This is a genomic window from Nocardia africana NBRC 100379, assembly GCF_001612635.1.
Classification (GTDB): domain Bacteria; phylum Actinomycetota; class Actinomycetes; order Mycobacteriales; family Mycobacteriaceae; genus Nocardia; species Nocardia africana.
In genome coordinates, this window is record NZ_BDAV01000001.1 from 104,492 (window position 1) to 116,811 (window position 12,320).

Below are 12,320 nucleotides of genomic sequence, written 5' to 3' on the forward strand. Positions count from 1 at the left end.
TGCGGCGCGCAGCAGTAGGCCCGGCGGCGGCTCCGGTATCCGGCACCACGAGCGGTGCGGCGTCATCCTGCACCGGCATGCGATTCGTGCTCGCCGAGGGGCCCGTCCCGGAGCAGGTTGCCGACTGCTCTCCCCGGAACGCAAAAACCCCGCTCCGTTGCGGAGCGGGGCTTTCACGAAAACGCTTGCCGCCTACTTGATTTCGGCGAGCACGGTGCCCTGGGTGATGGCGGCGCCGGCCTCGACGGCCAACCCGGTGACGACACCGGACTTGTGCGCGTTGACCGGGTTCTCCATCTTCATGGCCTCGAGCACGGCGATCAGGTCACCGGCCTCCACCGACTGCCCCTCCTCGACGGCCACCTTGACCACGGTGCCCTGCATCGGCGCGGTCACGGCGTCACCGGATGCGGCCGAGGCGCCCGCGCCACCACGTTTGCGCGGCTTGGGCTTCTTGCGGATCACGCCGGCGCCGTTGCCACCGGCGGCGGCCACACCCGCGCCCACGCTGAACTGGCCCGGCAGCGACACCTCGAGGCGACGACCACCGACCTCGACGACCACCGTCTGGCGCGCACCCTCTTCTTCGTCCTCGATGGGCTGGGCACCGGTGTAGGGCTCGATGGTGTTTTCCCACTCGTTCTCGATCCACTTGGTGTAGACGTCGAACTTGGTGCCGTCACCGACGAAGGCGGGGTTGGTCACGATGTGGCGGTCGAACGGCAGCACCGTCGCCAGGCCCTCGATCTCGTATTCGGCCAGCGCACGCGCGGCCCGCTCGAGCGCCTGGGTGCGGTTCTCGCCGGTGACGATCAGCTTGGCCAGCATGGAGTCGAACTGACCGCCGATGACGCTGCCCGCGACCACGCCGGAATCGACGCGCACACCGGGGCCCGACGGCTCCTTGTAGACGGTGACCGGGCCCGGTGCGGGCAGGAAGCCACGGCCGGCATCCTCACCGTTGATGCGGAATTCGATCGAGTGTCCGCGCGGGGTCGGGTCCTCGGTGATGGTCAGCTCCTCGCCGTTGGCGATGCGGAACTGCCAGCGCACCAGGTCCAGACCCGAGGTCTCCTCGGTGACGGGGTGCTCGACCTGCAGGCGGGTGTTGACCTCGAGGAACGACACGGTCTCGCCCTGCACCAGGTACTCCACGGTGCCGGCACCGTAGTAGCCGGCCTCCTTGCAGATCCGCTTGGCGGACTCGTGGATCTTGGCCCGGACCTCGTCGGACAGGAACGGCGCGGGCGCCTCCTCGACCAGCTTCTGGAACCGGCGCTGCAGCGAGCAGTCACGGGTACCGGCGACGATCACGTTGCCGTGCTTGTCGGCCAGCACCTGGGCCTCGACGTGGCGGGCCTTGTCGAGGTACTGCTCGACGAAGCACTCGCCGCGGCCGAAGGCGGCGGTCGCCTCGCGGGTGGCGGACTCGAACAGCTCCGGAATCTCCTCGATGGTGTGGGCGACCTTCATGCCGCGGCCACCACCACCGAAGGCGGCCTTGATGGCCACCGGGACGCCGTACTGCTTGGCGAACTCGACAACCTCGTTCGCGTCCTTCACCGGATCCTTGGTGCCCGCGGCCATCGGCGCCTGCGCGCGTTCGGCGATGTGGCGGGCGGTGACCTTGTCGCCCAGATCGCGGATCGACTGCGGCGAGGGGCCGATCCAGATCAGCCCGGCGTCCAGGACGGCCTGGGCGAAGTCCGCGTTCTCGGACAGGAAGCCGTAACCGGGGTGGATCGCGTCGGCGCCGGACTTGCGCGCCGCGTCGAGAATCTTGTCGAAGACCAGGTACGACTCGGCCGAGGTCTGCCCCCCGAGCGCGAATGCCTCATCGGCCAACTTGACGAATGGCGCGTCGGCGTCGGGTTCCGCGTACACGGCGACACTGGCGATACCGGCATCCTTGGCGGCCCGGATCACACGCACCGCGATCTCGCCCCGATTGGCGATCAGGACTTTCGTGATCTGCGCGCTGGCATGGCTGGGCACTGAGCCTCCTGTGCTTTGGACAACTTACGTCTCGGGTGAGTGTAGGCAGTCTGCCAACAGACTCCGAACAGGGATAGGGCTACCGAACAGTAGCCCGGACCCCCGTGACGTGAACAACACCTTAGACCGACTGTGCCGCCGCCGACACGGCGGCCGGAGCCGAACCCGGTTCACTTCCCTTGACGATCGGCGTGCGCACGGCGTTGCTCCACTCGGTCCACGAGCCGTCGTAGTTGCGCACATTCGCCACGCCCAGCAGCGAAGTCAGCACGAACCAGGTGTGTGCCGAATGTTCGCCGATGCGGCAATAGACGATGATGTCCTCGGCGCCGAGCAGCGGCGCGTAGATCTCCTCCAGCTCCGGCCGGCTGCGGAATCGGCCGTCGCCGCCCACGGCCGCGGTCCACGGGATGTTGACGGCAGTCGGAATGTGCCCGGCGCGCAACGACTGTTCCTCCGGACGGTCCCGGATGCGGTCGTCGTCGCCCGTGTACTCCCCCACCGCGCGCACGTCGACCAGTCCCACCCCCGCTGCGCCGTCGTTCAGACGGGCGCGCACGTCCGCGAGGAAGGCCCGGCCGCTCCGATCGTCGCGTTCGACGACGGGATACTCCCCCAGCCCGACGTCGGGCACCTCGAAGGTGGTGTCGCGGGCCTCGGAGATCCACGCGTCCCGGCCGCCGTCCAGCAGCCGCACGTCCGGATGCCCGAACAGGCCGAAGACCCAGGCGGTGGCGGCGGCGGTGCCGTTGGCCTTGTCGCCGTAGACGACGACCGTGTCGTCGCGGGCGATGCCCTTGGCACGCATGAGCTCGGCGAAACGGGCGCCGTCGATCACGTCGCGAGTGAGGGAATCGGTAAGCTCGGCCCGCCAATCGATCTTGACCGCTCCTGGTACATGCCCGATGTCATAGAGCAGGATGTCCTCGTTCGACTCGACGATCGCGAGGCCCGGCGTACCGATGTTTGCCGACAGCCACTCGGTGGTTACCAATCGTTGTGGATATGCATGAGAGCCGAAGGATGGGTGAGAGTCCGGAGCGACGGGCACGGTGGAAGATCCTTCACGCGTGGTAGACGATGGGCGGCTGGGCAGTTCCGATCGTAGGTGCGAACATGGTGCGCCGTCGGTTTCACATCACGAATCGGATGAAGCGCGATTAAGTCGCAGCTTCGTCCGATAAAGTCACATGGGAGGAGGGGTGAGCTATGTCCGATTCTTGGCCACGACGGCGCCTGCTTGCGATCCTACGCGGCGCCAGCGAGCCTCTCGATGCCCAGGAACTGGCGCGCATCACCGGACAGCACGTCACCACCGTCCGTTTTCATCTGGATGTTCTCACCCGGGAATCGCTGGTCCGCCAATTCCAGCAGCCGCCCCGTGGCCGCGGCCGCCCGCGCATCGGATACACGGCGGTACAGCGATCGGTCGGTTATCAGGATCTGGCGCAGGTGCTGGCCGATCAGCTCGGCAGTGATCCCCGCCGCCGCTCCGAATTGGCCGTGACGGCCGGGCGGGCCTGGGGCGCCAAGGTCGAACAGCTGGAGCAGCCCATCACCACGCTCGACGACGCGCGCGACGTCGCGGTGACGGTGAGCTCGGAACTGGGCTTCGCTCCCGAGCGCGATCCCGCCTCCGAAACCGGCGAGCAGCTCAACATCCGCCTGACCGCCTGCCCGCTGCGCGAATTGGCGCGCACCCACTCCGAGGTGGTCTGCGGGGTGCATCAGGGCCTGATGCGCGAGGTCTTGGACCGCAACGGCGGCCGCGATGCGGTCAACGTGCGGCTGCACCCGTTCGTGGGCCCGGAACTGTGCGTGCTCCACCTGGAGGCACTGGCGAGCACCCTGCCGGATCCCGCCCACATCCCCGATCAGGCCGGGACCGGACCGCGACTACCGACGCCGTCAGCCAATCGCGTCGGCCCGCAGCTGCGCACGGACCCACAGTTGCGCAATACCGACGCCCACGTCGCCCAGGAGGCGACGCAGTAGCGGTAGGCCGATTCCGATGACACTGGACGGGTCACCGTCGATGCGGTCGACGAACCAGCCGCCCATTCCGTCCAGGGTGAAAGCACCGGCCACCCGCAGTGGCTCGCCGGTCGCGATGTAGGCATCCAGCTCGACCGGGCCGGGTTCGGCGAAATGCACGGTGGTGGTGCTGCAGTCCTGGGCGTCGGCGACGATCGCCCCGTCCCGCAGGCGCAGCACACAGTGGCCGGTCAGCAGATCGGCGCTGCGCCCGGCCATTTCGGCCCAGCGGGCGCGAGCGACGTCCGGGGTATGGGGCTTGCCCTGCAGGACGCCGCCGACCAGCAGCATCGAATCGCAGCCGACGACAACACAATCGTCCACCAATCGCGGAGCCCGCGCGGCGACGAGGCCGTAGGAATCCGGGGCGGCCGGATCGTGCGCGGATGCGGCGGCGTCGGCGATCAACGCGGCGGCGACGGTGTGGGCCTTGGCCCTGGCGAGCGCGGTCACCACGCCCGCGGGTGGTGTGTCCGGCGGGAGTGCCGCGGCGACCGCGTCCTCGTCGACCTCGGATATTCGCACCACCGGATCCAGCCCGGCCGCACGCAACACCTGCAGCCGCGCGGGCGAGGCGGAACCGAGAACGAATCCCGTCACGTCAGCCGCGGATGTGCGACAGATAGGGGAAGGCGTACGGGGAGAACGGCGAGGTACCGCGGTGCATCATGGTGGGCCGGCCCCAGTTGTCCACCGGACCCTGATCCTGCGGTGCCGCGCCGGCATTCGCGCTCGCGGCGGCGAACACGGTGACCAGTGCGGCGAGGTCCTCGTCGGTGGGCGAACCCTTCAGGACGCGGATCACCGGCCCGTGACCGGCCTCGACCTCGACGGCAGCGGTGACGGATGCGAGCTTCGTGTCGTCGTCACCGAATTCGTCGACCGCCAAATCCAATTCGGCAGCGCGCAATATCTCTTCGTCAGCCACAGCCGTCACAGCGCCAACTCCTCCTGTTCTGTGCCTGCCCCGAGGGGCCGGCGTTCACGGTGCGGGACGAACCCACGCCGCGAAGGGTATTCGTGCGGCCCTCATCGAATGAGGGCCTTTTCCTACCATCTTCGCCCGGATGCGGCGATCGTGCGCGGTGCGAACGCATCACTCATCCGGAAAGTGTGCCTCCGCTACCGCGCATATCGTCGGATCAGAGCGGAATGTTGCCGTGCTTCTTCGGCGGAAGAGTAACCATCTTTCGCTCGAGCAAGCGGAGCGCCGCGACGATCTGGCCGCGGGTGTGCGAGGGCGGAATCACCGCGTCGACATAGCCGCGCTCGGCCGCCACGTAGGGGTTGACCAACGTGTCCTCGTACTCGTTCTGCAGCTCGAGGCGCAGTGCGTCGACATCGGCGCCCTCCGCCGCGGCCTGCTGCAGCTTCTTGCGGTAGACGAAGCCGACCGCGCCCGAGGCACCCATCACGGCGATCTGGGCGGTGGGCCACGCCAGGTTCACATCGGCGCCCATGTGCTTGGAGCCCATCACGTCGTACGCGCCGCCGTAGGCCTTGCGGGTGATGACGGTGATTTTTCCCACAGTCGCCTCACCGTAGGCGTAGAGCAGCTTCGCGCCGCGGCGGATGATGCCGTTGTACTCCTGGCCCGTGCCCGGCAGGAAGCCCGGAACGTCGACCAGCGTGATGATCGGAATGTTGAACGCGTCGCAGGTGCGCACGAACCGCGCGGCCTTCTCCGAGGCGTCGATGTCGAGACAGCCGGCGAACTGGGTGGGCTGGTTGGCCACGAAACCCACGCTGCGGCCGTCGATGCGGGCGAAGCCGACGATGACGTTCATCGCGCGCTCGGCCTGCACCTCGAAGAACTCGTCGTCGTCGACCAGACGCCGGATGACCTCGTGCATGTCGTAGGGCTGGTTCGGCGAATCCGGGATCAGCGAATCGAGCTCGAGATCCTCCTCGGTCAGCGAATCCTCGATCGCGCCGGCGATCGGGTCGCTGGCCGGGAAGCGCGGGGCCTCGGCGCGGTTGTTGCTGGGCAGGTAGCTCAGCAGGTCCTTGACCCAGTCCAGCGCGTCCTGCTCGCCGGAGGCGACGTAGTGCGCGGTACCGGACTTCACCATGTGGGTGTGGGCGCCGCCCAGCTCCTCCATGGTGACCTCTTCGCCGGTGACGGTCTTGATCACGTCCGGGCCGGTGATGAACATCTGGCTGGACTGGTCGACCATCACGACGAAGTCGGTCAGCGCCGGGGAATACACGTGCCCACCGGCCGCGGCGCCCATGATCAGCGAGATCTGCGGGATCACGCCGGAGGCCTGGATGTTGCGGTGGAAGATCTCGCCGTAGAGGCCGAGCGAGACCACGCCCTCCTGGATGCGAGCGCCGGCGCCGTCGTTGATGCCGATCAACGGGCGGCCGGTCTTGAGCGCGAGGTCCATGACCTTGACGATCTTCTCGCCGTAGACCTCGCCGAGGCTGCCGCCGAACACCGTGGAGTCCTGGCTGAAGATGCAGACGTCGCGGCCGTCGATGGTGCCGTAGCCGGTCACCACGCCGTCGCCGAGCGGACGGTTGTTCTCCAGGCCGAAGTTGACGCTGCGGTGCCGGGCCAGGGCGTCCATCTCCACGAACGAACCCTCGTCCAGCAGGGCCAGGATGCGCTCGCGCGCGGTCAGCTTGCCCTTGGCGTGGACCTTCTCGACCGCGCCCTCACCCATCGGGTGCTTGGCCTCTTCCAGCCGATTGCGCAGATCAGCCAGCTTCCCTGCGGTGGTGTGGATATCGGGGGCGCCCGCCGAACCCGGCGAAGGCTGACTCTGGACACTCGTCATGCCCCGGAGTGTAACCAGTGGCGCATCCCGGCGGAATTCCAGTGGGGGCTACCGACCAGTACCCTTATTGACTACCTGCCAGCAGAAAAGCGCTGGTGAAGTGCCACAACGACGGTCCGGACACGCTCGCGCGAGCCCGGGAATCGTCACCGATCGGCCATCCCCGTCAGGACGCGGTCCAGAGCCTCCACCGCCCGCTCGAGCTCCTCGGCGGTGACCGTCAGCGGCGGCCGGAACCGGATACCGCGCTCGCCGGTTCCGAGGAACAGTACCCGTTCGCGCTCGCGCAGTTCCGCGACGACGGCATCGCGCAGCTCGGCCGAATCCAGTGTCACCGCGCACATCAGCCCGCGCCCGCGCGGATCGGTGAGCCGCTCGTGCCGGTCGGCGAGCGCGCGCAGCCGGTCGAGCAGCAGCGCGCCTAGCTCCTTCGCGCGGGTGGCGAGGTCTTCGGATTCGATCACCTCGAGGATGCGCCGGGCCCGCACCATATCGGCGAGATTGCCGCCCCAGGTGGAATTGAGCCGCGAGCTCACCGCGAACACGTTGTCGGGCACCTCGTCGACGCGCCCACCGGCCATGATTCCGCAGACCTGCGTCTTCTTTCCGAAGGCGACCACGTCCGGTCGCAGGCCCAGCTGCTGGTAGGCCCAGAGCGACCCGGTCATCGCCACGCCGGTCTGCACCTCGTCGACGATGAACAGCGCGTCGTTCTCGTGACACAGCTGCTGCATGCGCAGCAGGAATTCCGGCCGCATATGCCGATCCCCGCCCTCGCCCTGAATCGGCTCGGCGATGAAACACGCGATGTCGTGCGGATTTTCAGCGAATGCGGCCCGGGCCTGCGCCAGCGCACGCCGCTCGGCGGCCTCGATGTCGACGCCGGGCCGCAGATACGGGGTCTCGATGCGCGGCCAGTCGAAGGCGGGAAATCGTTCGGTCTTGATCGGGTCGGTGTTGGTCAGTGACAGGGTGTAGCCGGAGCGGCCGTGGAAGGCGCCGGTCAGATGCAGCACCTTCGTGCCGAGGTCTGCGGGGCGGTCGTGCGACGCGTTGTGGCGGCTCTTCCAGTCGAAGGCGACCTTCAGCGCGTTCTCGACCGCCAGGGCGCCGCCGTCGACGAAGAACAGATGCGGCAGCGCCGGATCACCGAGGACGCGGGCGAAGGTGTCGACGAAGCGCGCCATCGGCACCGTATAGATGTCGGAGTTACTGGGCTTGTTCAGTGCGGCCATGATGAGTTCGGCGCGAAAACGACCATTCGCCGCCAGCGCCGGATGGTTCATCCCCAGCGCCGACGACGCGAAGAAGCCGAACATATCCAGATAGACGGTGCCGTCGCGGGCGTCGACCAGGTCGAGTCCCCGCGATCTGCGCAGGTCCAGCACCAGATCGAATCCGTCGGCGAGCATGTGGGCGGACAGGATGTCGTGTACGCGCGAGGCGGTGACCGACGCCGGGTTCGTGACCTCCGCGTCGGCCGTTCCGGGGCGCTCCAGTTCGAGGGTCACTCCCACAGGATACGAAAATATTTACGGTTTCACTACGAACAAACGGATAAATTACGATCAGGTCTCATCTGTCATAGAATGTCTGCAAAATGATGGTGCTTCGGGTGCGGACATTGGCGGTGGCGCGGATCTCCTGCAGCAACTGTTCGAGATGCCGGGGCGAGGCAACCCGGACGAGCAGCATGTAGCTCTCCTCCCCCGCCACCGAATGACATTCCTCGATGCCGGGGATGTGCTGCAGCAGGGCCGGAGCATCGTCGGGCTGTGAGGGATCGAGAGGAGTGATCGCGACGAATGCCGACAGCAGTTGTCCCAGCGCCTCCGGGTCGACCTTCGCGGAGTATCCGCGGATCACGCCGCGCGCCTCGAGCCGGCGCACGCGCGACTGCACCGCGGATACCGACAGACTGGCCTTCTCGGCGAGATTGGACAGCGTGGCCCGGCCGTCGGCCATCAATTCGCGGATCAGGAGCCGATCGATGTCGTCGAGAACAGGTTTCGCAGGTGCATCCGCCATCAGCGAAGGCTAACCCAGCGGGCGGTGGCCGGGGCCGGAAACGATCTCCCACCGGTGCGAAGTCCCTCATCAACCGATTTCGGAAACGGAGCCGCACATGACATCCGCACCCGTTCTGCCCACCACCGGCGAACTGCGCGATCGGGCCGCGCGCGTGCTGCTCGAACTCGGCGTCGACCCGGTCGATTCGGGCGACCTGCCCGCCCGCACCCCGATCACCGGCGGTGAGCTGACGCGCGTCCCGGTCACCTCGGCATTCGACGTGACCCGCGCGATCGACAAGGCACACAGCGCTTTTCGCGCGTGGCGCACCGTCCCGGCGCCGCAGCGCGCCGCGGTGGTGCGGCGCCTGGGACGACTACTGACCGACAATCTCGACGCGCTGGCCGAGCTCGTCACCCTGGAGGCGGGCAAGATCGGCGCCGAGGCGCGCGGTGAGGTCCAGGAGATGATCGACGTCTGCGAATTCGCCGTCGGTCTGTCCCGCCAGCTCTACGGCCGCACCATGGCCTCCGAACGCCCCGGGCATCGGCTCATGGAGACCTGGCACCCACTCGGGGTGGTCGGGGTGATCTCGGCGTTCAACTTCCCGGTCGCGGTCTGGTCGTGGAATACCGCGATCGCGCTGGTCTGCGGCGACACCGTGGTGTGGAAACCCTCGCAGACGACGCCGCTGACCGCACTGGCCTGCGATGCGCTGCTGCGGCGCGCGGCCCTCGACGTCGGCGCCGACCCGCGGATCCACCAGCTGATCCAGGGTGGCGCCGACGTCGGCGCCCAGCTCGTCGACGACGAACGGGTGGCCCTGGTCAGCGCCACCGGCTCGGTGCGGATGGGACAGGCGGTGGCACCGCGGGTGGCGGCGCGGTTCGGCCGGTGCCTGCTCGAGCTGGGTGGAAACAACGCCGCGATCGTCACCCCGTCCGCGGATCTCGACCTCACCACGCGGGCCGTGGTTTTCGCCGCGGCGGGAACGGCCGGACAGCGGTGCACGACGCTGCGGCGGGTCATCGCACACGAGGACGTGGCCGGACCACTGCTGGAGCGGATGAGCGCGGCGTATCGCCAACTGCCCGTGGGCAATCCGCTCGACGACTCGGTCTTGGTCGGACCGCTGATCGACGGCCGCGCGCACGCCGCGATGCGGACGGCGATCGAGCGTGCCCTCGCCGACGGGGGCGAATTGATCTGCGGCGGTGAGCGCGTCGAGGCCGGCGGCGACGATTCCTACTATGTGCGCCCGGCGATCATTCGGATGCCGGCCCAGACCGCGATCGTGCGCGAGGAGACCTTCGCGCCGATTCTGTACGTGCTCACCTACCGCGATCTGGACTCCGCGATCGCCCTGCACAACGATGTGCCACAGGGACTTTCATCGGCCATCTTCACCGGCGACCAGCGCGAGGCGGAACGGTTCCTCGCCGCCGACGGCTCCGACTGCGGCATCGCCAATGTGAACATCGGCACCTCGGGCGCGGAGATCGGCGGCGCGTTCGGCGGTGAGAAACAGACCGGCGGCGGGCGCGAATCGGGCTCGGACTCCTGGAAGGCGTATATGCGCCGCGCCACCAATACCGTCAACTACTCCACCGAACTGCCACTGGCACAAGGGATTCGGTTCGGCTGAGCGTTCAGCGCTCCGGTTCGCGGGCGATGGCGCGGACCTGGTCCTCGTAGGTGGCCCGCACCGCCGCATCGCCCGGATGCAGGGCCCGGTCGCCGTCGAAGAGTCCGCGCACCATGCGCACGACCGATTCGGGCGCGGCGGCCAGCGCGATGTCGACGGGGTCGAGATACTGCGGCACCGCCACCTCGGCCCGCCGGGACCGGCAGGTCTTGACGATCGCGGCGGCGACGTCGACCGGGTCGACCGTGGGCAGCCCGCGACCCAGGGTCAGGCCCGAGGACAGCCGGGTGCGCACCGCGGCGGGCAGCACACAGCTCACGCTGACCCCCGCTTCGGCGAATTCCAGCCGGGTCGCGGCCGACAGGCCGACCGCGGCGAATTTGCTCGCGTTGTACACCGCCAACCCGGGCAGCGGGATTTTCCCGGCCAGCGAGGCGACGTTGACGATATGACCGCGACCGCGATCGATCATCGCCGGTGCGACGGCCCGCATGCCGTGGATGAGCCCCCAGACGTTCACATCGATCGTGGTGTGTCCCACCGCATCCGGCTCGCTCAGGAACGGGCCCGCGGGCATCACACCGGCATTATTCACCAGGACGTCGATCCGCCCAAGATCGGCGACAACCTCGTCCCACCGCGCCCGGTCGCGCACATCCAGTTCGACCGCGCGGGCGCCGAGATCGGCCGCCGCGGCGGTGGCGGCCGCGGCGTCCACATCGGCGATGACCACCTCGGATCCCTTGTGCGCGAACAACTCCGCGGTGGCCCGGCCGATACCGCGACCGGCGCCGGTGACGAGAACGCGGGCCGCGGCCAGGTCGATCGGCGGATAACCGTTACCGAACAGGTTCATGCGAATTCACTCCGTTCCATAGCGCGGCGGGTGCTGCGCAGACTGTGTTCGAAGGTCTCGCCGCGGCGGCGGCCGTCCATGAAATTCGGGCCCATGACCGCCAGGTCGGCGGCGGTCACCGCCAGCCGCAGCACGCGGGTGCCGGCCGCGCGCACGGCGGCGATCTCGGAGTCCAGTTGCGCGCTCATCGGCCCGCGGAGCCGACGCTCGAGCCAGTGTCCCGGTCCGCCGGCGGGCACAGACCGCGTGGAGGCCATCGGCGTCAGCACCACCAGTTCGTCCAGGCGCAGCGGCAGCAGCAGATCCACCGAGGCGGTGGAGGCGGCGCCGCCGTCGACGAATCGCCGGCCGGCGATCGGCACCGGCGGGAACCAACCCGGAACCGCCCACGACGCCCGCAACGCCTGGCCTACCGTCGCGGCCGGTGCCTCCGGTGCGCCGAAGGCGACCCGCTCGCCGGAGTCGTAGTCCATCGCGACCAGCCACGCGGCCGGATGGGCGAACCAGTCGCGATCGCCGTTCAGATCGGTGGCCAGGCGCTGCAGCCAGCTCGCATCGCCGCCGCCGACCGGCAGCAGCCGGCTGCCCGCGGTCAGCAGGGCCTGCCGGGAACGATTGCCGTGCAAGGCCATTCGCGGTGCGCCGAGGCGGGGTCGCGGCAGCGGCGGGAAGCGGCCCGGTGCGTCGGCCATATGCCGGGCCAGGACCGGATCGGCGACGGTACCGCGCTGCATCGCCACCAGATCGTCGACGGAGACTCCCGAGGCCAGCATCGTCACCATTTCCGCGCCGGCGGACGTGCCGATCAGCGCATCGGCTTCGCGCGGATCCCACTGCAGGACGTCTCGCACCGCCGCGAGCGCCGCCACGATCCAGGCCGCGCCGACCGTGCCGCCGCATCCGATCGCCAGGCCACGTCGCTGTAACGCGTTACTGTTACACATGGTCTCAAACACTAGCGGGCGAGCGGTTTGATGTGGGGTCCGGCCGGCCGATC

The 12,320-nt window shown here is 68.6% G+C and carries 11 protein-coding genes; 2 read left to right on the top strand and 9 right to left on the bottom strand.

Features of this window, described 5'->3' with window-relative positions; translation table 11 throughout:
- Positions 1–192 precede the first annotated feature (192 nt).
- Complete coding sequence (locus NA3_RS00550) at positions 193–1,995, bottom strand: acetyl-CoA carboxylase biotin carboxylase subunit (protein ID WP_062961624.1); 1,803 nt, start codon at positions 1,993–1,995, stop codon at positions 193–195.
- 121 nt (positions 1,996–2,116) lie between these two features.
- The gene (locus NA3_RS00555; RefSeq protein ID WP_062961625.1) at positions 2,117–3,046 is read right to left on the bottom strand and encodes a sulfurtransferase; all 930 of its coding nucleotides are present in this window, start codon (positions 3,044–3,046) and stop codon (positions 2,117–2,119) included.
- 158 nt (positions 3,047–3,204) lie between these two features.
- On the opposite strand from NA3_RS00555, the gene NA3_RS00560 reads away from it, so the two are divergent.
- Positions 3,205–3,990: a helix-turn-helix transcriptional regulator gene (locus tag NA3_RS00560; RefSeq protein WP_062961626.1), complete on the top strand. Its 786-nt coding sequence runs from the start codon at positions 3,205–3,207 to the stop codon at positions 3,988–3,990.
- On the opposite strand, the gene NA3_RS00565 is transcribed toward NA3_RS00560, so the two are convergent.
- From NA3_RS00565 to NA3_RS00585, 5 genes are all read right to left on the bottom strand, one after another.
- Positions 3,904–4,629, bottom strand: a complete 726-nt coding sequence (locus NA3_RS00565; protein WP_062961627.1) for a Maf family protein — start codon at positions 4,627–4,629, stop codon at positions 3,904–3,906. The genes NA3_RS00560 and NA3_RS00565 overlap by 87 nt on opposite strands.
- A gap of 1 nt (position 4,630) precedes the next feature.
- Entirely contained in the window at positions 4,631–4,966 is a 336-nt protein-coding gene (locus NA3_RS00570) for an acyl-CoA carboxylase subunit epsilon (protein WP_062961628.1), read from the bottom strand.
- A gap of 205 nt (positions 4,967–5,171) precedes the next feature.
- A complete protein-coding gene (locus NA3_RS00575; RefSeq protein ID WP_062961629.1) occupies positions 5,172–6,812 on the bottom strand; it encodes an acyl-CoA carboxylase subunit beta in 1,641 nt (546 codons plus the stop codon).
- 146 nt (positions 6,813–6,958) lie between these two features.
- Positions 6,959–8,311 carry an L-lysine 6-transaminase gene (gene lat / locus NA3_RS00580; RefSeq protein ID WP_265338015.1) on the bottom strand — a complete coding sequence of 451 codons (1,353 nt, stop codon included), beginning with the start codon at positions 8,309–8,311 and terminating at the stop codon, positions 6,959–6,961.
- 76 nt (positions 8,312–8,387) lie between these two features.
- Positions 8,388–8,840, bottom strand: coding sequence for an Lrp/AsnC family transcriptional regulator (locus tag NA3_RS00585; RefSeq protein ID WP_030513603.1), 453 nt, complete (start codon positions 8,838–8,840; stop codon positions 8,388–8,390).
- A gap of 97 nt (positions 8,841–8,937) precedes the next feature.
- Between NA3_RS00585 and amaB the strand changes: the two genes are divergently transcribed.
- Positions 8,938–10,467: an L-piperidine-6-carboxylate dehydrogenase gene (amaB, locus tag NA3_RS00590; RefSeq protein ID WP_062961631.1), complete on the top strand. Its 1,530-nt coding sequence runs from the start codon at positions 8,938–8,940 to the stop codon at positions 10,465–10,467.
- Positions 10,468–10,471: 4 nt separating this feature from the next.
- Here the strand turns inward: amaB and NA3_RS00595 are convergent, their stop codons facing one another.
- Together NA3_RS00595 and NA3_RS00600 are read right to left on the bottom strand one after the other, a co-directional pair.
- The gene (locus tag NA3_RS00595; RefSeq protein WP_062961632.1) at positions 10,472–11,323 is read right to left on the bottom strand and encodes an SDR family NAD(P)-dependent oxidoreductase; all 852 of its coding nucleotides are present in this window, start codon (positions 11,321–11,323) and stop codon (positions 10,472–10,474) included.
- Complete coding sequence (locus NA3_RS00600) at positions 11,320–12,267, bottom strand: patatin-like phospholipase family protein (protein ID WP_062961633.1); 948 nt, start codon at positions 12,265–12,267, stop codon at positions 11,320–11,322. Before NA3_RS00600 ends, NA3_RS00595 begins: the two co-directional genes overlap by 4 nt.
- Between the last annotated feature and the right edge of the window lie 53 nt (positions 12,268–12,320).